The organism is Nocardia sp. NPDC050710, assembly GCF_040654375.1.
Lineage (GTDB): Bacteria > Actinomycetota > Actinomycetes > Mycobacteriales > Mycobacteriaceae > Nocardia.
Window position 1 is genome coordinate 1 of record NZ_JBFAHV010000032.1, and the last position, 22694, is coordinate 22694.

At 67.2% G+C, this 22694-nt stretch carries 24 protein-coding genes and 1 pseudogene; 14 read left to right on the forward strand and 11 right to left on the reverse strand.

Going from position 1 to position 22694, the window contains the following annotated elements; all coding sequences use genetic code 11:
• Together AB0H61_RS35025 and AB0H61_RS35030 are read right to left on the reverse strand one after the other, a co-directional pair.
• Positions 1-91, reverse strand: a pseudogene (locus AB0H61_RS35025) (haloalkane dehalogenase); the annotation flags it as partial.
• A 149-nt stretch (positions 92-240) separates the two neighbouring features.
• Positions 241-678 carry a hypothetical protein gene (locus tag AB0H61_RS35030; protein ID WP_357312122.1) on the reverse strand — a complete coding sequence of 146 codons (438 nt, stop codon included), beginning with the start codon at positions 676-678 and terminating at the stop codon, positions 241-243.
• An 87-nt stretch (positions 679-765) separates the two neighbouring features.
• On the opposite strand from AB0H61_RS35030, the gene AB0H61_RS35035 reads away from it, so the two are divergent.
• The 6 genes from AB0H61_RS35035 (at position 766) to AB0H61_RS35060 (ending at position 6047) form a co-directional block, all read left to right on the forward strand.
• On the forward strand, positions 766-1356 hold the full coding sequence (locus tag AB0H61_RS35035) for a TetR family transcriptional regulator (protein ID WP_357312125.1): 591 nt from the start codon (positions 766-768) through the stop codon (positions 1354-1356).
• A gap of 179 nt (positions 1357-1535) precedes the next feature.
• Entirely contained in the window at positions 1536-2756 is a 1221-nt protein-coding gene (locus AB0H61_RS35040) for a hypothetical protein (protein ID WP_357312127.1), read from the forward strand.
• Positions 2753-3490, forward strand: coding sequence for an ESX secretion-associated protein EspG (locus AB0H61_RS35045; RefSeq protein ID WP_357312129.1), 738 nt, complete (start codon positions 2753-2755; stop codon positions 3488-3490). The genes AB0H61_RS35040 and AB0H61_RS35045 overlap by 4 nt, the downstream gene beginning before the upstream one ends.
• Before the next feature lie 63 nt (positions 3491-3553).
• The gene (locus AB0H61_RS35050) at positions 3554-3991 is read left to right on the forward strand and encodes a hypothetical protein (RefSeq protein WP_357312131.1); all 438 of its coding nucleotides are present in this window, start codon (positions 3554-3556) and stop codon (positions 3989-3991) included.
• Positions 3992-4127: 136 nt separating this feature from the next.
• Positions 4128-5114 carry a helix-turn-helix domain-containing protein gene (locus AB0H61_RS35055; RefSeq protein ID WP_357312134.1) on the forward strand — a complete coding sequence of 329 codons (987 nt, stop codon included), beginning with the start codon at positions 4128-4130 and terminating at the stop codon, positions 5112-5114.
• A gap of 114 nt (positions 5115-5228) precedes the next feature.
• Positions 5229-6047 carry a dienelactone hydrolase family protein gene (locus AB0H61_RS35060; protein ID WP_357312137.1) on the forward strand — a complete coding sequence of 273 codons (819 nt, stop codon included), beginning with the start codon at positions 5229-5231 and terminating at the stop codon, positions 6045-6047.
• Between the two features lie 158 nt (positions 6048-6205).
• Here AB0H61_RS35060 and glyA read toward each other — a convergent pair whose 3' ends face one another.
• Both glyA and AB0H61_RS35070 read right to left on the reverse strand, forming a co-directional pair.
• The gene (gene glyA / locus AB0H61_RS35065; protein WP_357312139.1) at positions 6206-7501 is read right to left on the reverse strand and encodes a serine hydroxymethyltransferase; all 1296 of its coding nucleotides are present in this window, start codon (positions 7499-7501) and stop codon (positions 6206-6208) included.
• Between the two features lie 110 nt (positions 7502-7611).
• On the reverse strand, positions 7612-8196 hold the full coding sequence (locus AB0H61_RS35070) for a TetR/AcrR family transcriptional regulator (RefSeq protein WP_357312141.1): 585 nt from the start codon (positions 8194-8196) through the stop codon (positions 7612-7614).
• A gap of 166 nt (positions 8197-8362) precedes the next feature.
• Here AB0H61_RS35070 and AB0H61_RS35075 point away from each other — a divergent pair, with 166 nt between their 5' ends.
• The 3 genes from AB0H61_RS35075 to AB0H61_RS35085 all read left to right on the forward strand — a co-directional run bounded on the left by AB0H61_RS35075 (position 8363) and on the right by AB0H61_RS35085 (position 9489).
• On the forward strand, positions 8363-8812 hold the full coding sequence (locus tag AB0H61_RS35075) for a PaaI family thioesterase (RefSeq protein ID WP_357312144.1): 450 nt from the start codon (positions 8363-8365) through the stop codon (positions 8810-8812).
• Positions 8813-8825: 13 nt separating this feature from the next.
• On the forward strand, positions 8826-9266 hold the full coding sequence (locus AB0H61_RS35080) for a nitroreductase family deazaflavin-dependent oxidoreductase (protein WP_357312146.1): 441 nt from the start codon (positions 8826-8828) through the stop codon (positions 9264-9266).
• A 100-nt stretch (positions 9267-9366) separates the two neighbouring features.
• The gene (locus AB0H61_RS35085; protein ID WP_357312148.1) at positions 9367-9489 is read left to right on the forward strand and encodes a hypothetical protein; all 123 of its coding nucleotides are present in this window, start codon (positions 9367-9369) and stop codon (positions 9487-9489) included.
• Positions 9490-9754: 265 nt separating this feature from the next.
• Here AB0H61_RS35085 and AB0H61_RS35090 read toward each other — a convergent pair whose 3' ends face one another.
• The gene (locus AB0H61_RS35090) at positions 9755-10951 is read right to left on the reverse strand and encodes a DUF885 domain-containing protein (RefSeq protein WP_357312150.1); all 1197 of its coding nucleotides are present in this window, start codon (positions 10949-10951) and stop codon (positions 9755-9757) included.
• 181 nt (positions 10952-11132) lie between these two features.
• Between AB0H61_RS35090 and coaA the strand changes: the two genes are divergently transcribed.
• Entirely contained in the window at positions 11133-12065 is a 933-nt protein-coding gene (gene coaA, locus AB0H61_RS35095) for a type I pantothenate kinase (protein ID WP_357312153.1), read from the forward strand.
• A 4-nt stretch (positions 12066-12069) separates the two neighbouring features.
• Here coaA and AB0H61_RS35100 read toward each other — a convergent pair whose 3' ends face one another.
• Both AB0H61_RS35100 and AB0H61_RS35105 read right to left on the reverse strand, forming a co-directional pair.
• Positions 12070-12681, reverse strand: a complete 612-nt coding sequence (locus tag AB0H61_RS35100; protein WP_357312156.1) for a hypothetical protein — start codon at positions 12679-12681, stop codon at positions 12070-12072.
• A gap of 30 nt (positions 12682-12711) precedes the next feature.
• Positions 12712-13530, reverse strand: coding sequence for an isoprenyl transferase (locus AB0H61_RS35105; protein WP_357312158.1), 819 nt, complete (start codon positions 13528-13530; stop codon positions 12712-12714).
• Positions 13531-13700: 170 nt separating this feature from the next.
• Between AB0H61_RS35105 and AB0H61_RS35110 the strand changes: the two genes are divergently transcribed.
• Positions 13701-14324 (forward strand): hemolysin III family protein, encoded by a 624-nt coding sequence (locus AB0H61_RS35110; protein WP_357312293.1) that lies wholly within the window; start codon positions 13701-13703, stop codon positions 14322-14324.
• A gap of 329 nt (positions 14325-14653) precedes the next feature.
• Complete coding sequence (locus AB0H61_RS35115) at positions 14654-16267, forward strand: adenylate/guanylate cyclase domain-containing protein (protein ID WP_357312161.1); 1614 nt, start codon at positions 14654-14656, stop codon at positions 16265-16267.
• 52 nt (positions 16268-16319) lie between these two features.
• Here AB0H61_RS35115 and AB0H61_RS35120 read toward each other — a convergent pair whose 3' ends face one another.
• The 3 genes from AB0H61_RS35120 to AB0H61_RS35130 all read right to left on the reverse strand — a co-directional run bounded on the left by AB0H61_RS35120 (position 16320) and on the right by AB0H61_RS35130 (position 19632).
• Positions 16320-18368 carry a thioredoxin domain-containing protein gene (locus tag AB0H61_RS35120; protein WP_357312164.1) on the reverse strand — a complete coding sequence of 683 codons (2049 nt, stop codon included), beginning with the start codon at positions 18366-18368 and terminating at the stop codon, positions 16320-16322.
• Positions 18369-18990: 622 nt separating this feature from the next.
• Complete coding sequence (locus tag AB0H61_RS35125; protein WP_357312166.1) at positions 18991-19416, reverse strand: PIN domain-containing protein; 426 nt, start codon at positions 19414-19416, stop codon at positions 18991-18993.
• Positions 19417-19632 carry a hypothetical protein gene (locus AB0H61_RS35130; protein ID WP_357312169.1) on the reverse strand — a complete coding sequence of 72 codons (216 nt, stop codon included), beginning with the start codon at positions 19630-19632 and terminating at the stop codon, positions 19417-19419.
• 235 nt (positions 19633-19867) lie between these two features.
• On the opposite strand from AB0H61_RS35130, the gene AB0H61_RS35135 reads away from it, so the two are divergent.
• Both AB0H61_RS35135 and AB0H61_RS35140 read left to right on the forward strand, forming a co-directional pair.
• A complete protein-coding gene (locus AB0H61_RS35135) occupies positions 19868-20278 on the forward strand; it encodes a nuclear transport factor 2 family protein (RefSeq protein ID WP_357312172.1) in 411 nt (136 codons plus the stop codon).
• Between the two features lie 849 nt (positions 20279-21127).
• Positions 21128-21253, forward strand: a complete 126-nt coding sequence (locus tag AB0H61_RS35140) for a hypothetical protein (protein WP_357312174.1) — start codon at positions 21128-21130, stop codon at positions 21251-21253.
• A 54-nt stretch (positions 21254-21307) separates the two neighbouring features.
• On the opposite strand, the gene AB0H61_RS35145 is transcribed toward AB0H61_RS35140, so the two are convergent.
• Complete coding sequence (locus tag AB0H61_RS35145) at positions 21308-22663, reverse strand: amidase family protein (RefSeq protein WP_357312177.1); 1356 nt, start codon at positions 22661-22663, stop codon at positions 21308-21310.
• Positions 22664-22694: the final 31 nt, after the last annotated feature.

Genomic DNA, 22694 nt, shown 5'->3' on the forward strand with positions numbered 1-22694 from the left:
CGTCACCGGCCGCCACCTCCACGTAATGCGGTTCGAACGGGAAGCCGGGTAGCCCTGCGAACCGCTCGTCGGGCGTCCTCAATATCCGCATGGCCCAATCCTTTTCGCCGAGAAGTGCTAGCTGCCGTTGCTGTGGACGCGACTCGGTTCGACGAGAGCCGCGGCGCGAGGTTCCGCTGTCGGTCAGCGCCCGCCGGACTCGCTCCGCGGGCGCTGATCTCGGTCCGAAGCTCCATCGTGTCAGGCGACTCCCGCCGCCGGCGCGGGCGTGCGTGTGGCGGCGGCCGATGCCTTGCGGATCGCTCGTACGAGCAGGAAGCCCAGGGCGTAGTGGGTCGTGATCGCGGCGACGACGATCGCGCTGCCGTTGGAGAAGATCCCGTCGTCGGCGAGCCAGAGCCACATGACCCAGTCGGCGGTCGCGCTCGCGATCTGGTAGAAGGCGAGGCCCTTCGCGACCCCCAGGTGCGGGTTGTTGCGCAGGACCCAGGCAACCCAGGCCTGCGTGAAGAGGGCGAGGCCGAGCAGCTTGGTCAGCCATTGCCCGTCCGCGGTCAGCACCCAGCCGGTCACGTTCTCGACCTGGCCGGGTGGGGTGAGGACGGCGACGAGCGCGTAGATCAGCTCGAGGCCGGCCACCACTCGAAAGAGGAATCGGAGATCCGACAGTTTGCTCATGGCGATACTCCTTATGTAACCAACCAGATGGTTAGATCGTTGCACCCCGCGCAGCCTCTGTCAACTAACTAGTTGTATGCTTTAGGCATGGCCGCAGCAGCACGCGACTCGGTGGCGACCAAGGAACGGCTCCTGGACGCCGCGACCGAGGAGTTCGCAGCACATGGGATCGCCGGGGCACGAGTCGACCGGATCGCGGCCGCAGCCCGGGCGAACAAGCAGCTGATCTACGCCTACTTCGGAAGCAAGGAACAACTCTTCGACGTCGTCCTGGACACGAGCTGCGGGCCGCTCATGCAGGAGGTGCCATTCGATCCTGACGATCTTCCCGGCTACGTCGGCCGGCTCTTCGACTACGTCATCGAGCACCCCGAAGTGGTCCGCCTCGTTCTCTGGGCCCAGCTCGAGCGCCCGACCGCCGTCGCGGCATTCGAGGCCGAGTCCTACGGCGCGAAGCTGAAAGCGCTCACCGCCGCGCAGCGAGACGGGCGCGTCGAGACCGCCTTCGCTCCGGCCGACCTCCTTGCGCTGCTCCTCGGACTATCGGCCGCCTGGTTCACGGCCTCGGAGGCGATCAGGACCCACGACACGACAGACCCGTGGTCCAGCAAACGGCTCGCGCAGTTCAGACAGGCCGCCGTCGAGGCCGCACAGCGCATCGTGGCGTCCCCTCGCTGAGGGCCCGTCGGCGCATCCGTGCGGCAAGCGAGGGCATTCGACACCGGGTAGAAGCTAGGTGCGCGCGAATCCGGCAACCGGTTTCCCGGCACTGGCGGATCGGCTGTGTTTCGATGGAACCGGAGCGGGGCCGGGTGCGTCTATATGGTCAGACGGCACTGACGGAAGGGGCAATTGCCATGAGACCGACCGACGGCCGGGTGATTACGAATCCCGAGAACGCACAAAACTTTTCACACGCCGAGATCAGACAGGCCGCCGATCGGATGAATCCCGACGGGCTGGCCGGGGCGTTCGCGGCGTGGGCGGCGATCGCGGCGGCGGTGACCAAGGCGGGCCAGCAGTTCGAATCGGCCATTCACAAGGCGGTGGATCAGCGCTGGGAGGGTGCCGCGGCCGAGGCGGCCGTGCTCGGAATCCGCGAATACGCCACGCGGGTGGGTGAACTCGGTGACTCGCTGAACCAGCAGTCCGGTCCGCTCTCGGCGGCCGGGAGTGCGGCGGCGCGATTCAAGGCCGCGATTCCCGAGGTGCCGGACGGCTCCCAGGGTTCGACTCCCGAACAGCGCAACTCGCAGGAGGAGCAGGCCCGCGACGATATGGTCACCTATTACATCCAGCCGTACGGGTCGACGGCACCGGAAATCCCCACGCTCCCCGCGCCTATCAATCCGACGGCGACATCACCGGTGGACAATGTCGTAGGCACCGGTCCGGGCATCCGGCCGGGTGTCACCGAACCCGCGCCGACATCGGATGGCACAGACCCGAATACGGGCGGGCCGAGCAAACCGACCGATGCGGGCGAACCCGGAAAAGGCATTCCGAGCGAGGAAGCCGCGCCGAGCGACGCGGGGAGCGGGGATGCCACGGAAAATCCGGACGCACCCGACGGGCAGGATGAGCCGGGGGTGCAGGACAAGCCGGAACCGGTGACGCCACAGTCTGTTTCGCCGACATCCGGGAACGGCGCGACGACGACACCGAGCACCGTGACACACACCCCCGGCACCTATTCGCCGTCGACGATCGCCACCCCGCAGACCACGCCGACCGCCGTCACACCCTCCTCCGTCAACGGGATTCCGTCCCGGCCGGACACACCCGCGTCGATCAATCCCGGCGCGACGCCGAACCAGTCGAGCCAGCCGCGCCCCGGCGCCTCGGTGCCCGCTCAACCCGCGGCGCAGAGCGCGCCCGCGGCACCGGCCGCCACACCCGGCCGGCCCGGTATCCCCGGCGCGCCCGGCTACGCGGGCATGATGCCGCCGGGCGCCCGCGCCCGCGACGAGGAGGACGGCGAACACAAGTCGCCGAGGTATCTGCGTACCGAGGAGCATGCGACGGAACTCATCGGCGAAGTGAAGCCGACGGTTCCGCCGGTGATCGGGGCCGAATGATGGCGCAGTGGACACTGTCCGCCGAACAGTTCGCGGCGGCCTGGTTCGGCACCGGGCTCGACCGCCTGCCCTTCCCGTTCCGGTTCACCAGCCGTTTCCCCGGGCTGCACGAATACCAGTCCTATCAGGAACAGTTCCGTTCCGAACTCGCCAACACCGACCACGCGCCGCTCCAGCGGGCGCTGCGGGTGTTGACCCAACCCGACTGGCGCATCGAACTATTCGGCATCGACGACCGGCGCGGCGGCGCCGAGATACGCGCCATCGGCGGCGCCACCCGGGGCGGCACCGGCGTCGTCGCCGTGCAGAATCCGGCCCCGGACGGCGGCAAGGTACGGCTGCGGCGCTGTCGCAGCGATCAGCTCGCCACCGAACTGATCCGGCTGCTGCCCGATCCGGCGCCCGGCACCGTCGCCGAAAAGAGTTATCTGCTCGACGATCTCGGCGCGGAACGCCCCGATCCCTTCGGCAACGATCCGGCCCGCGCGATCCAGGATCGGTACCGCCGCTTCTGGCGTCAGCCGTCCACCACCCGCGGCACCGTCACGGTGCTGCTCGGCCCGCGCAATGGAGCGGTGGTCCGCACCGGACGGCTGCGCTGGATCGACACCGAGGACGGACGCTACTGCGAGATACCCGCCAACCGCGCCCTGATGATCCGCCCCGCGACCAGCGCGGATATCACCCGATATCTGGACGAGGCGATCATTCGCGCGAAAGCCAGAATGGACTAACTTCCGCGCGACCTGCCCGGCGAATAGAGCGCGATAGCGCTGGAAGTTTCCTAAATTGGTCCCATGACAACCCGGGATGAAATCGAGGCGTTTCTCCACGAGTATCAGAACGCGTTGAGCTCCTTCGACGCGGAGTGGTCCGCGGCCCAGTGGGGTATGCCGGGCACCATCCTCAGCGACGGCTTCGTCGGCTCCCTGTCCACGACGGCCGAGATGGCGCGGGGTCTGGCGCAGTCCTACCCCTTCTACCAGCGCCTCGGGCTCGCGAACGTCGGTCATACACTGCTCGAGCACATCGATCTCACCGCCCGTATCGTCCGTATCCGGGTGCGCTGGCACTTCTACGACGCCCAGGACGTACTGCTCACCGATGGCGATTACGAATACCTACTACGCCGCGACGACAACGGTTTGCGCACCTATGTCGCGGTCGCCATCGACGAGGCGGACAAGCTCATGCAGCTGGCGTCCGCCAAGGGCATCGACCTGTCCACCGTGTAATCCACCATCCGCTTCCGTCACACCGACACCGACACCGACCAGGGGTGTATACCGAGCGAAGCGACGTATTCCGCAGCTCCGGCGCTGCGGGTGGCCGGTCGCATTCGCAGGCGCTGACGCGCATACCGTGAGAGTCATGCGGATCGGAATCCTGGCGTACGAAGACTGTTTCGCGACCGAGGTGTTCGCCGTCTCCGATATCCTCCGCATCGCCAACCAGGTCGCCCGGCACAACGGCAGCACCGGCGCCGAACTGTTCCGGACGTCGGTGGTCGCCGCACAGGACGGGCCGGTGGCCACCGCGGGCGGGCTCACCATCGGCGCACAGCGGTGGCACCACCGATTCGATCAGCTCGTGGTGCCGGGGTTCGACGTGTCCCCCACCGAGGACCTGGATATCCGTCTCGACGGCCGCAGCCGCGAGATCGAGTTCCTCCGGGCCGCGGGGCGACGTCGCACCCGGATCGCCTCGGTGTGTGTGGGCGCTTTCCTGCTGGGAGAGGCCGGCCTGCTGGACGAACGACGGTCCACGACCTCATGGCTGTTCGCGTCGCAACTGGCCCGACGGTATCCGCGGTCGACGGTGTGTGCGGAGTCGCTGGTCGTCGGCGACGGCCAGGTCACCACCACCGCCGCGTTCAGCGCGTCGCTCGACCTTGCGACCGCCATCGTCCGGGACCACCTCGGCGTGAGTGTCGCTCGGGCCACCGCGCGCATCACCCTGGTGTCGGAGAACCGCACCAGCCAGACGCCGTACGTCGTCGAGTCCATGGTGGCGGCCTCGACCGGGCCGTTCGCGACCGCAATCCAGCGCTGGCTCGTCGATCACCTCGCCGAGCCCTACAGCCTGTCCCGGCTGGCGGACGCTTTTCACGTCAGCACCCGGACATTGTTGCGCCGCTATGCCGACGAAGCCGAGCGGTCGCCGCTGGCCTACCTTCAGGAGGCCCGGATCGGCGCCGCCAAGCGCCTCCTCACCGAGACCGACCTGACGGTCGGGAAGATCGCCCACCGGGTCGGCTACCAGGATCCGGGCACCTTGCGGCGACTGTTCACCGAACGGGTGGGCCTCGGCACTGCCGATTACCGCAGGCAGTTCGGTACCCGGAGACCCGCCCGATAGGTGGCGGAATCGCCCCGAAACATGGCGATCTCGCCCCTCGCCGTCACACGCTGCCATGGAGATGATCGACCTGCTCGCACCGAGCACACCGATCCGATGTCAGGAGCGTCGCCGATGTCAGCCCGCGAGATGAGCGAGGACGATCCACTCGAGGATTTCGAACGCCGCAGTGTCACCCTCGAGTCGGCCACGAAAGTCGTCCTGGTGTCCGGCGCGGGTCCGGCCGTCGTCGTGATGCCGGAGATGCCCGGAATCAGCCCCCACGTCGCACGTTTCGCGCGATGGGTACGCGAGGCGGGTTTCACCGTGTACCTGCCGTCGCTGTTCGGACGCGACGGTGCGATGCCCACCGTCGAGGAGGGCACCGCCGTCATGAAGCGGGCGTGCGTCAGCGCCGAGTTCCGGGCTTTCGGGGCGAACCGCACCAGTCCCGTGACCCGGTGGCTGCGGGCGCTCGCGCGATCCGCGCACGAGGAGTGTGGTGGACCCGGCGTCGGCGCGGTCGGAATGTGCTTCTCGGGCAACTTCGCTCTCACCATGGCCCTCGAATCGTCGGTACTCGCACCCGTTGTCTGCCAGCCGTCGTTACCGCTCGACGACCCCGCAGGACTGGAGATCGCACCGGACGACCTCAGCGCGGTACGCGAGCGCCTCGACCGCGAGGACCTGGCCGTGATGGCATACCGCTTCGATGGCGACAAGTGGTGTCGGGCCGAGCGGTTCGCCGCGTACGCCGCGGCGCTCGGCGACCGATTCGCCGCGCGAGTGCTTCCGGACTGTGCGGCCAACCCCGACCCGTCGCCGTTCTTCGCGGAGGTGGTGGCCAGCCCCCACAGTGTGGTGACGGCCCATCTCATCGATGCCGCCGGTGAGCCGACGATCGCCGCCCGCGACGAGATCCTGGCCTTCCTCGCCGAGCGGCTCACCCGATGACCGACCGGGGTGGGCGCTGCGTACTGATCGGCCACCAGATTGCCGACTTCGCCACGTGGAAGCGGATGTTCGGTGACGCGGCCGGTAGGCGTTTCGCGTCCCGGAAATGACGAAACGCCCGCGCGGATATCCGCGCGGGCGTTCCACTGAAACTTCGCTCAGCCGAGCAGGCGCCAATCCTCCAGCCCCTGGTACAGCGGAACCGACTGGGCCAGCTTGGAAACCCGCCCGCGCAGGGTCTCCACATCGGAGCCACCGGCCAGCGCGGTGCCGATGATATCGGCGACCTCGGTGAACTCGGTGTCGCCGAAGCCGCGGGTGGCCAGGGCGGCGGTGCCGATGCGCAGGCCGGAGGTGACCATCGGCGGGCGCGGGTCGAACGGAACGGCGTTGCGGTTCACCGTGATTCCGATTTCGTGCAGCAGATCCTCACCCTGCTGGCCGTCCAGCTGGGAGTTGCGCAGATCGACAAGCACCAGGTGCACATCGGTGCCACCGGTGAGCACGCTGATGCCCTTGCCCTCGACGTCGGCCGCGGTGAGGCGCTCGGCGAGGATCTTGGCGCCCGACAGGGTGCGCTCCTGGCGGTCCTGGAACTCGGCGCCCGCCGCGATCTTGAACGCGACGGCCTTGGCGGCGATCGCGTGCATGAGCGGACCACCCTGCTGGCCCGGGAAGACCGAGCTGTTCAGCTTCTTGGCGAACTCCTGCTTGGCCAGGATCAGGCCGGAACGCGGACCACCCAGGGTCTTGTGCACGGTCGAGGAGACGACATCGGCGTAGGGCACCGGCGAGGGGTGCAGACCCGCGGCGACCAGACCGGCGAAGTGCGCCATATCCACCCACAGGTAGGCGCCGACCTCATCGGCGATTTCGCGGAAGGCGGCGAAGTCCTGATGGCGCGGGTAGGCCGACCAGCCCGCCACGATCACCTTCGGCCGCGCCTCGCGGGCGATCTTACGCACCTCGTCCATATCGACGCGGTGGTCCTCCTTGCTCACCCCGTACGAGTGCACCTCGTAGAGCTTGCCGGAGAAGTTCAGGCGCATGCCGTGGGTCAGGTGACCGCCGTGTGCGAGGTCGAGGCCGAGCAGTTTCTCGCCCGGGTTCATCAGCGCCATCAGCACCGCGGCATTGGCCTGTGCGCCGGAATGCGGCTGCACATTGGCGAATTCGGCGCCGAAGAGCTCCTTGGCGCGATTGCGCGCGAGGGTCTCGACGACGTCGACGTGCTCGCAACCGCCGTAGTAGCGACGGCCCGGGTAGCCCTCGGCGTACTTATTGGTCAAAACGCTGCCCTGCGCCTGCAACACCGCTCGCGGCACGAAGTTCTCCGAGGCGATCATCTCGAGGGTGTCGCGCTCGCGGGCGAGCTCGCCTGCCATCGCGGCAGCGAGCTCGGGATCGAGCTCACCGAGGGACTGGGTATTGACAGAGGCGGTCGTCTGCGTCACCGCCCCAGTCTATTGGCCGCCGATGCGTTGATCGGCAGGGGGTTGGGCACGGCCTTCCGGCCGCCCAGGTTACCCGGTGTCCGCGGGTCCCGCAGGACGACGACCGGGGGTCACGAACCCGGCACCCGGGTGGTTCCTTGCGGTGAATCCAGCAGGGGCGCGAGGTTGGCCAGCACATCGTCCAGCGGCTGGGTGGATTTCATTGCGCGCGACTGGACAATGGCGCCCTCCAGTGCGCTGATCATGAAACCGGCGACCGAACGGGCCCGGTCTGCCGGCACGCCCGCGCCGGACAGTGCGACCGCGAGCCGACCGGTCCAGTCGGCGAAGACTTCTCCGGCCGCGGCCTGCACCCCGGGCTCGGATTGGGCGAGCGCGGCCCCGAGGACCGGGCAGCCCGCGGAATAGGCGCTGGTCTCCAGGGCCTTCTTCCACCATCCGGTCAGCGCCGTGAGCCATTGTTGCGGCCCACCGGATTCGGTGAACCTGTCGATGATCGTCGCCATCCGGTCCCCCGCCACCTTTGTCGCGGCCTCGACCAACTCCCCCTTCCCCGACGGGAAGTGCTGGTACAGCGAATTGCGGGAGGCCTTGCTGCGGTCGAGCAATGCCGCGAGCCCGGCGCCGTGCACCCCCTGTTCCCGCACCAGTTCGATCGCGCCCTCGATGAGACGGTCGCGCGGCCCAGCCGTCATATCTCCTCCAAAACGGTCCGCATCCTGTCGGTATACACCGGATACGCGCACCTTCGCCCGGTATCCGGCGGCCGGGAGACCGGACGCATCGGTTGCGTGAACCGATCGGTCCATGCTCCAATTATGACAGATGTGGACCGATCGGTTCATCGAAAGGACGGGTTCTATGACCACCGCCGACATCGACATCACGAAACTCTCCGGACTCGAACTGCTGCGCACGGCGATGACTACGACGGAGCGACCGCGCTTCATCGGCGACCTGCTCGGTATGGAGGTCGATGAAATCGAATACGGCCGGGTGACTTTCGCGGTGCGGACCCGCCAGGACTTCGCCAACCCGCTCGGGACCACGCACGGCGGCATCTGCGCGACCCTGCTCGATTCGGTGATGGGCTGCTCGGTGCACACCGCGCTGGAGGCGGGCGTCGGCTACTCCACGCTGGAACTGAAGGTGAACTACATCCGTGCCGTGCCCACCGACGGCACCCGGCTCACCGCCACCGGCACCACCATCCACATCGGCCGCACCACCGCCACCGCCGAGGGCCGCGTCGTCGACGAACGCGGTCGCCTCGTCGCACACGGCACCACCACCTGCGCGATCTTCCGGTGAGGAAGGGAGAAATATGAGCGACACCGCCACCCTGCGCAAATTCAAGCGCGAACGCTTCATCGGCCGCTACCTGGCCAACCCGACGGTGGGGCTACTGGACCGGCTCGGCATCCGCTCGGCATTGATCTCCGAACTCGAGACCACCGGGGCGAAGACCGGACTGCCGCGTCGCGTCCCGGTGACCGCCTCGATCGACGACGCGGGCGCCTGGGTCATCTGCCAGCACGGTCAGCGCGCGGGCTGGGCCCGCAATATCGCCGCCGACCCGCGGGTCCGGCTACGCCGGGGCACGCGGTGGTACACCGGAACCGCCGCCTTCGTCCCCGATGACGATGTGGTCGCCCGCGCCCGCTCCTTCACCGCGGGCGCACTCGCCACCGCGGCGACGGCATGGACGATCAAGGCATTGGAAACGGATCCGATCTCGGTCCGTATTACCTTCACACCCTCCTGACCGGCCGGAACGCCGAAGCCCCCGGTTTTCGGGGCATGACACGACGTAACAGGGCACCCACCTCGACCGGTGTCACGGATGAGTTCGTCCACTTCACCGAATGAGGGAAGACATGCTGAACCTGGTCTCCGTCCCCAGCAATCCGATCGAAGCGCTACTGCGCACCCTGTCGCAGCTGCTGTGCAGCATCTCCGCGGGCGGCGGATGCGTAGTTATTCAGTAGCCCAGCCGATTTCGACGTCCGTTGCCGGGCACTCCTCGAGGTATGAAAGGATGACCGGTCAGATGGACGGCACTGGTCCACCTTGACGTCAAAAGGGAATCGATATGCTGCTCAATTTCATTGCTGCCTCGCCGATCGAAGCACTGCTGAAGGCGCTGCTGCAGTCCTCGTGCTCGATCTCCTCGGGAGGCGCTTCCTGCGGGAACTGGTGAGCCCGCGGACTTCCGAAACCGGCCCCGTCGCATCCGCGACGGGGCCGGTTTTGTCACATGGTGCGCACGGCGCCGGGCGTCAGCGGTTCGTCGAGCAAACGGCGAAAGCGGTCGGAACGGTCATCGGCGTCCGCGGCACGATCCAGCCAGCCACCCAGCAGGCGGTAGCCCTCCACATAGGTGGAGATATAAGCGCGCCACAGCGGGGAGGACAGGAAGCGCAGCGACTGACGGGCGCGGTCCGGCGGCACCAGATTCCAGCGCTGCAGGAACTCCGCCACCTCGGTCTCGTCGCGACGCCGATCGTGCAGTAGCAGTGCGGCGTCCTGCCGCACACCGAGCAGTTTGGCCGATGCGGTGGCCAGCCGCTCCGCGCGGTCGCCGTCGAAACGCAGGCCCAGATCGGCGTAGATCTCCTGGGCCCACTTGCCCCAGCCCGGCCCGACGATCGAACGCAACGCCAGATCCGCGAGGCCCTCGGCCATCAGGCACTGCGGGGTGTTCACCAGGAACAGCGTCTGCTCGGTCTGTCCGGCGGCCACCAATCCGGCCTCCTTGCGGCAGTGCTCGGTGTGGTGGCCCGGATAGGACTCGTGCGCGATCAGGTGCGGCAGCTGTGCCATGTGCTGCTTGAGATCGGAGTTGATCGCGACCCGCGAGTGGTAGTTGCCCAGGTAGTAGTTGAATCCGGACCACGGCTTATCGCCGACCACCTCGTAGGTGACGTGTTCGTGGTCGGGCAGCGGGTAACGCTCCCGCACCAGCTCACGCAATGCGCCGGAGAACGCCTCGACGCAGGCCTGCAGCCGCTCCGGCGGGATCTCGTCGACCTTGCGATACGCGTCCACGCGCTCCGCCAGCGGACCGTCGCCTGCCAGCACCTCGTCCATCTGCCGGTGCGCGTCGAGATAGTCCTCGACAGCACCGGGGGCGATCTCCACATCGAAATAGGCACGCACCTCGTCGACGAAGCCGATCCGCTCGCCCGCGAACTTGCGGCCCGAGCACTCCAGGGCACGCAGGTGCACAGCGAGGAATTCGGTGCGCTCCGGCGCGAGTCCGGCAACGGGCAGTTCCGCACGCAACTCGGCCGCGCGGCGCGCCAGCTCGCGCGGCTGCGGCGCCGGCGCGTTCTCCACCTCCCGGCGCAGCGCCGGATCACCGGTGTACGCGTCGACGAAACCTTCCTCTAGCCGATCGAAGGCCAACCCGAGTCGCAGGTACTCGGTCACGAGCGGATGCGCTTCCATGCCCGCCCACATTAGTAGGGATAACACTTAGCATCGACTTGGTTACCAGCCGGTAGCGGCACCCCGCGTTTCACACATTGTTGACGCAGAGGACAATCCGTCCATGCGGCGAGAGCTAGTCCGAATCTCACAGCGCCCACACGGCATCTGTGCGTGTTTGCCGAAATGGAGCGTCGGGTAAGTGGCACGAATGAGCGAGCCGAGCCCCTATGTGGAATTCGATCGGAAGCAGTGGCGAACGCTGCGCAAATCGACTCCGCTGGTGCTCACCGAGGAAGAACTGATCGGCCTGCGCGGTCTCGGCGAACAGATCGACCTCGAAGAGGTCGCCGAGGTCTACCTCCCGCTCGCTCGACTGATCCACCTGCAGGTGGCCGCGCGCCAGCGACTGTTCGCGGCGACCGCGACCTTCCTCGGGGAAAAGCATCCGGATCAGCAGGTGCCGTTCGTGATCGGCGTCGCGGGCAGCGTCGCGGTCGGAAAGTCCACCACCGCGCGCGTGCTACAGGCATTGCTGGCCCGGTGGGATCACCATCCGCGTGTGGATTTGGTCACAACGGACGGATTTCTTTATCCCACCGCGGAACTGACCCGGCGCGGCCTGATGCACCGCAAGGGCTTCCCGGAAAGCTATGACCGCCGTAAACTCCTACGCTTTGTCACCGAGGTGAAATCCGGCGCCGCCGAAGTATGCGCGCCGGTGTATTCGCACATCTCCTATGACATCGTGCCGGACAAGGTGCACTGCGTACGCCAGCCCGACATCCTCATCGTCGAGGGCCTCAATGTGTTGCAGACCGGCCCGCGCCTGATGGTCTCGGATCTGTTCGACTTCTCCATCTATGTCGACGCCCGCATCGAGGATATCGAAAAGTGGTACGTGCAAAGGTTTCTCACACTGCGCGAGACGGCCTTCGCCGACCCGAACGCCCATTTCCACCACTACTCGGGCTTCACCGACGAACAGGCCACCGCGGCGGCCCAGGAAATCTGGAACTCCACCAACCGCCCCAACCTGGTCGAGAACATCCTCCCCACCCGTCCCCGCGCCACCCTCGTACTGCGCAAGGACGCCGACCACACCATCAACCGACTGCGCCTGCGCAAGCTGTAAACGGCTACAGCGTCCACGCCGCGTCCAATCGGGTGGCGACGTCGATGTCTCGGGCTGCGGCGATATGGGGCTTCCGGATTTCGGTGGCGATGTAGCGGGCGACGAAGCGGCGGATTTCGTGGTCGACGCTGGCCAGGATGCGCAGGAGCTGACCGCGTTTGGTGGCGGTGGCGACATTGATGCGGACGTTGCCGGAGCGAGGTTCGGCGATATCGATGAGGACGCGAAGGGGTTCGGCGGTGCGGACCGTGAGGTGCAGGTGGATGGTGCCGTCGACATCGAAGCGGTGGCGGTCCACCGCGAGGTCGATGAGCATATCCAGGTCGAGCGGGATGACGAGTTCGAAGGAGATGACGTCGTCGAGGTAGCGGTGCAGCCGGGGCTCGCCGAGCTGGACCCGGGCCGTGACCTTGGCCAAGCGAGCCGGGCCGACCCCGATCGGGCCGAAATCGAAGGCGGCGCCGGTCAATTGGGTGAAAGCACCGGAGATGCGCGCCTCGGAGGCCGCGTATTCCAGGAAACGCCTGCCGAATTCCTCATAGCTGATATAGGACACCGGCGGGCTACCGTCCGGAGCCGAGCCGGGCTGTGCCGCCGACCGCGCTGTCTCGTCCACAAGACCGGACGGTACGCGAATTTCCTTGCGTCAGAACCCGAAACGACGATGTCGCGCGGCATAATCGCGCAGCGCGCGCAGGAAATCCACCCGACGGAACTCCGGCCAGTACGCCTCGGTGAACCATATCTCCGAGTATGCGCTCTGCCACAATAGGAAGCCGGAAAGCCGCTGCTCACCGGAGGTGCGGATGACGAGGTCCGGATCCGGCTGACCGGAGGTGTAGAGGTGCTGGCCGATGGCGTTGACGGTGATCGACTGGACCAGATCCTCGCCGGTCTCCCCAGCGGCCATTTCCTGGCGGACCAGCTTGCGCACCGCGTCGGCGATCTCCTGCCTGCCCCCGTACCCGACGGCCACATTCACATGCACCCCGTCGCGCCCGTCGGTGCGCTCGGCCGCGGTGCGCAGTCGTTTGGCGATCAACTCCGGGAAACCGTCCAGCGTGCCGACGATCCGCACGCTCCAGTTCTGCTCCGGCGCGGACAGCTCCTCGACCACATCGGTGATGACCTCGAACAGGGTTTCCAGTTCCTCGGGATCCCGTTGCAGGTTCTCGGTCGAGAGGAGGTAGACGGTGACCATTTCGATGCCCTCGTCGGCGCACCAGCCGACCAGCTCGGCGATCTTCAACGCGCCCACCCGATGGCCGTGACTCACATCGGTGAAACCGTTCTCCCGAGCCCAGCGGCGATTGCCATCGCACATCACCGCTACGTGCCGGGGGTGTTGTTTGCCGGCCAGCTGCTTGGACAGCCGGGCCTCGTAGATGCGGTAAGGCAGACCACGCACCTGACTCGGAAGCTCCACGGCGTCCAACAGTACGCCCCACGGGCACGATCCCGGCATCGACCGCGTTTCCGGGTACAGTGGCGGAGAGTCCGCAACCTACGGTACCGTAGGTTACTCGTCGGTCAACCAGGAGGTAGCTCGTGTCCGAATCAACCGGCGCCGTCGACGCGGCACTGGTCGATGCCTCCCCGGGCGAACAACTGGTCGCCGTACTGGTCAAACCGCGAATGCGGGGCTGGATCCACACCTGGGCCGTCGGCATCGCGGCCGTCGCGGGTATCGCGCTCCTCACGACGGCCACCACCGTCTCGGCCACGGCGGGCTGGTCCACGCTGGTCTACGGGCTCACCGTCTGCGGGCTGTTCGGGATCAGCGCGGTCTACCACCGGGTGACTTGGCAGACCCCGCGCACCCGGATCCGGATGAAGCGCGCCGACCATTCGATGATCTTCCTGTTCATCGCGGGCAGCTACACCCCGTTCGCACTGCTCGGACTACCCGGACGCACCGGGCAGACGCTGATGACGGTGGTGTGGGCGGGCGCACTCGCGGGTGTGGCGCTGAAATTGCTCTGGCCGACCGCGCCGCGCTGGGTCGGGGTGCCGCTCTATCTGCTGCTCGGCTGGGCGATCGTGCCGGTGGCAGGTCAGCTCAACAACCAGGTCGGCATCGCGCCGCTGATTCTGCTGCTGATCGGCGGGCTGATCTACAGCGGTGGCGCTGTGCTCTACGCCACCAAGTGGCCGAACCCGTGGCCCGAGATCTTCGGCCACCACGAGTTCTTCCATGCCGCGACGGTGCTCGCGGCACTGTCCCACTACGTCGCGATCTGGCTGGTGGTACTGCGCTGACCTGCTGAGAGCGTTCGTGCCGTCCCACGCTCGCGCTTCCGGCAATACAGTCGGCACACGAGATTCGAACGATATGGGGCGGCACGGACGATGGCACAGCGGACAATCGAGGTCACGACGCGGAGACCGGTCGGCGACGGGACCGCGAAATCCTCCGGCATGGTCGAGGAGATCACGGGGAAACTGTCTGTGGCGGCCGTATTCGCCCTATGCTGCTCGTTCGTGTTCCTCGTCTTCCGCGGCAGCGCGTTGCCGGTCAGGGCAAGCGCGACGACGCTGTCCGGCGTCCGGAACCGGTCGCTACCATCCCGATCCCCCGTGGGTGTGCGGTGATCGCCAAGCTGGTCGTCTGGGCGCTGAAGGCCCGCTGGGGTCTGGCCGCGGTGGTGATCACCGCCAATCTGAGCGGCCTCGCCGTCATCGTCACCGAGCTGTGGCTGAGCGGATTCCTCGGTCGGCTCGGCGAGGACTGGGTGCGCACCCTCGCGCTGGCCGGGATCTACCCGGCGGTCGGCTTCCTGATCGGCGTCTGGCTCGCGATCCGGGACCGGACGGTTGACTTCGGCTGGCTCGACGACGGGCGCAAACCCACCCCGGACGAGGCACGCCGCCTGCTGCGACTACCCATCGCCATCACCACCCGCGCCCTCGCACTGTGGATCCCGGGCGTCATCATCGCCGCCTCGATATTCCCGCACCTGACCGAACACAACGACAAGGGCGTAACGGCCTCCCTGTTCATCCTCGGCGCCCTCCAATCGGCGGCGGTGACCTTCCTCATCGTCGACCGGCTGATCCGGCCCACCGTTCCTGTGGTGTCCGGGGTGCTCGGCGCCACCATGCACTGGAGTTCTTCGGTGCTGGTACGGGTGGTGGTGACCTGGGCGGTCGCGGGTGCGATGCCGCTGCTCATGCTGATCGTGGTGCTCGCCGACCCGATCTCCGCCGCGCCGGACCGGATCCGCGCCGCCATCTATCTGGCCGGGGTCGGCCTCGGCGTCGGCGCGCTGGCCACCGCGTTCCTCGCCAGGGCGGTGGCCTCGCCGATGCGCACGCTGCGCCTGGCTCTGGATCGGATCAAGCTGGGTGAGCTCGATGTCCGGGTGCCGGTCGGCAGTACGAGCGAAATCGGGCGGCTGGAACATTCGGTCAACGAGCTGGCGGCGAACCTGCGGGAGCGGGAACGGATGCGCGACGTCTTCGGCCGCCACGTCGGCGCCGAGGTGGCCGAACGCGCGCTGGCGGGCGGGGTCGACCTCACCGGCGACGTGCGGGTGGTCTCCGCGCTGTTCGTGGATGTCACGGGCTCGGTGGCGCTGTCCACCGGGTTGGCGCCGCAGGAGTTCGTCGCCAAGCTCAACCGGCTGCTTGCCATCGTGGTCGCGGCGACCGAGGAGAACAACGGTCTGGTCAACAAGTTCGAGGGTGATGCCGCGCTGTGCATCTTCGGCGCGCCGATCGCCTTGCGGGACAACGCGACCCCCGCCTTGCGCGCCGCCAGGCGCATTCGCGACGAGGTGATCGCCAGCGGTGAACTCGACATCGGCATCGGCGTCGCGCGGGGTCAGGTCTTCGCGGGCGATGTCGGCTCCGATACCCGCCTGGAGTTCACCGTGCTCGGTGACGCCGTCAACGAGGCGGCCCGGCTCACCACCGAGGCCAAGGAGGCGCCGCGGCGAATCCTGGTGAGCAGCACGGTCATCGAGGCCGCCGCCGCGCATGAGCGCGCGAAATGGACACTCTACGGGCATATTCAGCTGCGCGGCATGCCGGATTCGACGGCCTGCTGGACCGATGTGGACGCCTCCGATACCGAATCCGGTCGACCGGCGGAAACAGACGTCGAGCCCTCGGGCGCCGCGGAACCGGCGACCGATCCCAGCGCCATCGCCGAGGTCCGCACCGCCGCCACCGAAACGAACCCCGCTCCCACCCGACCCTGATCCTCGGGCGGCGCAAGCGTTTTCCGGGGACGGCTCGAGGAGGAGTCCGGGACTACCGCCGGAGCGCGGCGCGCAATTCGTCGGCGGTGGTCACCGGGAGATCGCAGACCGAGCCGCGGCAGACATAGGCGGCGGATGCGTCACCGACCGTGGGACGGTCGGCCAGCAGCGGTACGGCATCGGGGGCCGCGGCGATGACGACCGTGCCGCCCGGCGCCTCCGTGCGGGCGACAGCGACCAGATCCGGTGCCGTCCCGGCGCTGCCGACGGCGGGTACGGCGACGGCGACCTGCAATGGGCCACGCAACGCGGCCTCCGCGACGGTGAGCCACTGTCCCGCCGAGCGCGGGGCCCGAGCCAGCACGACGGCTCCCCGGCGCAAGGTCTGATCGGCGAGTTCACGGTAACGCGACGCCTTTTCGGGGGCGCTGGACGCGGCGGCGGTGAGCAGGGCTTCGGCCAGGACCGAGGCGCCCGCCGGGGTGGCGCCGTCGATCGGGTCGCGGGGACGGGTGACGAGGGTTTCGGCGTCGTCAGCGGTGTCGTACCAGCTGCCCGGCGCCTCGTGATCGGCGAAATGCTGGATTGCCTTGTCCAGCAGCCGTTGTGCGTGCTCGAGCCATTCGAGTTGGCCAGTGGCCTGGTGCAATGCCAGTAAGCCGGTCGACAACCAGGCGTAGTCCTCGAGGATGCCGGGCGCGGCGCCGACCGCACCGCCTAGCGACGCGCGGCGCACCCGGTCGTCGAGCACATGCTCCGCGAGCAGGAAGCGGGCGCACCGGACCGCGGCCGCGACCCAATCCGGCTGCCGGAGTGCGGCGCCCGCCTCGGCAAGGGCCGTGATCGCCATGCCGTTCCAGGCGGTGACCACCTTGTCATCGCGATCGGGCTGCGGTCGGCCGTCACGTGCCTTGCGCAAGACGGCCCGGGCCCGCTCGAGCCGATCAACGTCCTCGGGATCGGTGTAGCGGGTGAGCACCGAGGTGCCCTGTTCGAAGTTGCCCGCCGTGCTCACGCCGAAAACCTCGGCGGCCCAAGCACCTTCGATGGGACCGAGCGCGCCGGCCAGTTCCGCGGGCGTCCACACGTACGTCGCGCCCTCGACACCGGGACCGCCGGGCTCGAGGTGGGTATCGGCATCCAGCGCCGAGGCGAAGCCGCCCTGCTCGGTACCCAGATCGTCCACGAGGAACCGCACCGTCTCGGCGGTGATCCGATACGCCGACGACGGCCGGTCCGTGGCGGGCGCGCGGCGTGCCACATGCGCGTAGACGCGCAGCAATTGGGCGTTGTCGTACAGCATCTTCTCGAAATGCGGTACCACCCAGGCGGGGTCGACCGAATAGCGTGCGAAGCCACCGCGCAGCTGGTCGTAGATGCCGCCCCTGGCCATCGCCTCGGCGGTGCGGTGCACCACCGCCAGGACCGCCGGATCGGCGGTGCGCTCCCAGCTCCGCAACAGACCCTCCAGCAGCGCCGACGGCGGAAACTTCGGTGCGCCACCGAATCCACCGTGCTTCGGATCCTCCTCGTGCAGTACCGCGGCCACCGCATGATCGAGAAGTTCGGCGGTGATGGTGAATTCGGCGTCCGGCAGTCCCGCCGCCTGCGCCCGCAGCGCCTCGGTGACCTGGGCGGAGGCCTGGTGCACCTCCTCGCGCCGGTTGGTCCAGGTCTCGGCGACGGCGGTGAGCAGCTGGGTGAACGACGGCATGCCGCCGCGCGGCAGCTTCGGGTAGTAGGTCCCGCAGTAGAAGGGTTCGCCGTCCGGGGTGAGGAAGCAGGTCATGGGCCAGCCACCCTGGCCGGTCATCGCGACGGTGGCGTTCATATAGACCGAATCCAGGTCGGGCCGCTCCTCGCGGTCCACCTTGATACAGACGAAATGGTCGTTCATCACCGCAGCGGTCGTTTCGTCCTCGAACGACTCGTGCGCCATCACATGGCACCAATGGCAGGACGCGTACCCGACGGAGAGCAGGATCGGCACATCCCGCCGGCGCGCCTCCTCCAGCGCGTCAGCGTCCCATTCCCGCCAATGAACGGGATTGTCCGCATGTTGGCGCAGATAGGGTGAGGTCGCGCTCCCGAGCCGATTCACCCTTCCAGCCTCTCACGCCCGCCGGGGTCGAGGCACCGAGGGCGCACCTCTACCACCCGTGTGGGCGTCATCGCGTCGCTCCAGCGATCCCGACCGCTTCAACGCTCGGGCGTCCGATTTCGCAAACCGATAGGCGATCTACGCGCAGTGAGCCCGACTCATCGGTCGGGCCAACATGTACTGTTCGACGCGATCACCGCGGGCAGTCGATTCTCGACACCATCCCGTGGGACTGCCCCGCACCGAAATGGATCCGCCAGTCCCGTCCGCCGACAGCCGAGGGGGCGGCGACGGCCCGGCAACTGTTTGGACAGGATTTGGCGGTTGGTTGGAGTTGGCCGCAACGGGGTGGGCTCGGCATCACACTGGTTTGCAACTCCCTGCTTGGCGCACAACCTGATTGGGGAGTTCGGTAGGGGAATCACAGGTATCGATCGATCCGGACGAGGTCGAGACCCACGCCGGGAACATCGAAAAGCTGTCCTCACCAATTAGTTCCGCGCTGGAAGCAACGTAAGCATTCTTGGCCCCCGACGAAATCCGAGATTCCTGGCCCCGAGACCGATCACTCGCCCTCTTGGCAGCGGTGACCAGCGATAATTCGCGAACACCAACGGTAAGGCTAGGAATCGTAGGGCAAGAGAACGAAGCTGTCGAAACCCCACAGTGGACGTAGCGTCCGGAAGTGGCGCTGGTCGAGCGTCATGATTCGATTGGTGCGTTCCCGATCTGCGATAACCACATTCGAGGCGTCCGCGATGCCTACATAGTCCTGGTCGTATTTCGTGGTGACGGCCACCGCCGCGGCGTGATGGTTGGATGTCCACGCTGCCAAGTCGTACGCTCCCCCCGCCACATCCGAGGCAAAATCATGGGCCGCACGGGAACCGAGCCTGGTATAGAGCATGTAGTCCGCCTCGGCGACGATCATCGGCGAAACCACAAGTCGCTCGTCGGCTTTGTCGATGATCTGAGCAAGCTGCTTGTGCTCGCTATATGCCTCGTCGAACAAGGCGAGAATCGCGCTCGTATCGACAATTATTGTCATCTAGGCCCCGAAACCCCGGCGGAGCTCACGGTCGATCTCCTCGGCCGAGAGTGGACGTTGGCTGCGATAGCCCCCCACAGTGGGCTTCGGCCGCGCACCGACCTTGCCGAGCAGATAATCGAGCGCCTGTCCAAGGGTCAGCCCATTCGACGCCGCAACCTCGAGCAGTCGATCCCGGACCGCTTTGGGCACCTTGATGGTAGTCATATCGGACATACCGGCAGTATACCGTCATACTCACGGTAGTCGGCGCTCCGATTCAGAACGCCACTCGGGCCGGCCGACCCACGGGGGTTCCACGAAGGACAGCGCGTGGGCATTGCGGATGCACTGTCACGATCCATGAACACGACTGTCCTCAATCGGCTCGTCCGGTGCTCGGCTCTCGCCGCGGCGACCCTTACCTTGGTTACGTTCGGCGCGATCGCGTGCGAGCAAGTCGGCGGGCGACGTGACCGATAACGCGCGGGACGAAGCCGAAATCACGCGGCTGATAACCCGACTCGGCACCGCCCTCGATGAGGGCAGGATCGACGACCTGCGGTCGATCTTCACCGCCGACGCCACTGCCACAACGCCCGGCGGCACCGCTCACGGCCGCGACCGTGTGATCGCCCAGGCCGCTCGCAACGATGAAGGTTTCACCTGGTTTCAACACTCGATCAGCGACATTCTCGTCGACCTCGGGGATGACCGCGCCTCCGTTCGCGCCAATCCGGTCGGCGTCTACGGTCGCGATACCGCACCCGCATTACGGGTCGGTGGGCTCTATCGATTCGGCGCCGTACGCACACCGGACGGTAGGCGATTCGATCCTCTCGCGGTCCAGCCGCTGTGGCAGATCGAGAACTCCGCGGCGTGAAGTTGTGGATGCCTCGGGAGTCGTTGTCCTGCAATTATATTGGTGTATAGCCGCATCGATGGGGTCACCCGCGTCGTGAGGTATCATCGCGCGGCGCTCCGGCTCTACCCGCAATGACACGCTGGCCCAGTCCGCATGGGCGAGCAGTGTGCTGTCATGTCCGGATGGCCGCGAAAGCAGCAGGCCGGTGCCGGGCAGCCCCCTCGAAACCGCTGCGGGGAGGGTGATTCCGCGCAAGCCTCAACCGACCGCGAATTCTGGGTCAGTCATCGACCTCGTCGGTACTCCAACGGAACTGATCGATCCCGAACAGGGCAGCACCGTCGCTACCGCGGCGTCCGACCTCTGGGGCGGAACCATATGGCACGGGCAAGGTGACTTACCCCTCCGCTTTCCCGGGCAACAACACGACCCGAAACCGGCCTGAACTACAACCTTCACCGCTGACGGCAACTCGAAGTACGGGTGGAAGCACATCGCGACGGCGATAGAGTCCACACCATGTTCCCGACCCTAGGTAGCAACTGGAATGGTCACCTTCGTTTTCTCAGTCGACGATGACCCGCCACACAGCGGATTTTCGTTGGGGCACTTGGATATCACCGGCAGCATGGGTACAGCCACCACTCGCGGTTCCAGGTCCCCTGATGAACGAATGATGGTCTATCCGCAGGTGACCCAACTCCTCTGGGATACCCGTGTCCTTGCTGACGCAGGGAAGGGGCAGCGGTCCTTCACCGGTATCGATACCACGTTCGACCTGAGATCCGGCTGAAGAAGGGGAACGTCGAAGTATGGCACCGCAAGGCGAAGATCGATGTATCGCCCCTGGAGGACTTCCTCGACGCTGTGCTCGACAGCGCTGAGGCTCTGCACAAGTCCGGCGAACTCGAAATCGAGGAAGACCGAGACGTGCTGACAGACTCGGCGCGAGCGATCGCCGATTTCGAGGCATGGCAGGCAGCCCGCGGCTGACGACGTGGGGTCGACTTGATCAGAGCACACCGGGCGGTTGGCGTCCGGGTGCGGTCACCCGCGTCGTGAGGTATCGCCGTGCGGCGCGCCGGCTCTACCCGCAATGACACGCTGCGCCCAGTCCGCATGGGCCAGCAGTGCGCTGTCGTGTCCGGATGGCCGCGAAAGCAGCAGACCGGTACCGGGCAGGCTCCCCGAAACCTTTGCGGGGAGCGTGATTCCGCAGCTACCCAGGTAGCTGAGCACCATCGTGGTGCGCAGGGTGGTGGCGTTGACGCTGTCGTAGTGGGCCGGATCGGACCGGAGGTCGGCCAGGCGCGGCGGCGCATGACGGACGGTGGGGCACAGCAGGGTGGCAGCACCGAGCTCCGCGGCGAACTCGGCGCGCAGTCGGGACATCTCCGCGTAGACGGGAGCAATGGAATCGGCCGTGTGCGTGTTGCTTTCGAGTCTGCGCCGGGTGGCGGGCTCGATCGGCATCGTCGAGTCGAGGCGGTGGCCGTGCAGTCGGAATGCCTCCGCGCCGACGATGGTGCCATTGCTGTCCATCAGCTCTTGGGCGGCCGCCAGCGAAGGCAGTCGGCAGAAGCGGATATCGGCTCCGGCGGAACGGAATTCGGCTATGGCGGAGGCCAGGTCGGCGGCAATCGTGGGTTCCGTGTCCTCCGTCCACTCACCGGCGGGGACGACGAATCGCGGTGGCAGCGATCGACGATCGGTGCGGGTCGGGGCGAGCACGCGGTCCAGCGCGATGACGTCGTCCACGGTCGTCGCGAACATACCGACGCTGTCGAGTGTCGCGGACAGCGGCGCGAAATCGTGCGGGCCGTAACGCCCCGGGCTGGCCCGGTATCCGACGATCCCGCAGTAGGCGGCGGGTACGCGCACAGAGCCCGAGGTATCGGTGCCGACGGCCAGCGGGACGATGCCGCGCGCCACGGCCACCGCCGATCCGGACGAGGAGCCGCCCGGGACCAGTTCGGGGTCGACGGGATTGGCGGGTGTCCCGAAGACGAGGTTGATCCCGAGTCCGGAGAAGGCGAATTCGCTGAGATTGGTCTTGCCGACGGTGACCAGTCCGCCGTCGTGAGCGCGCCGGATGAGATGGCCGTCCACGGCGGCGGATACGTCGTGGAGGTGGCTGGCCGAGCCGCACGTCGTGACGGTGCCCTGGATATCGAATACGTCCTTCCACGCGATGGGGATTCCGTCGAGCGGGCTGCGGGGCGTGCGGCGCAGGCGGCGGCGATTACCGGCCTCGGCTTGATATCCCGCGCGCTCGCCGGTGACGGTGATCATCACCGCGGCCGAATCCGGCTGCCGCGCGTGGTCGACGGCATCGGCAACCAGCTGCGCCGATGTCACCTCGCCGCGTACGAGAGCCTCGGCCATGGCGGTGGCGGTGGTCATGGGTGGGTACTTCCGATCGTCGGGTACGGAA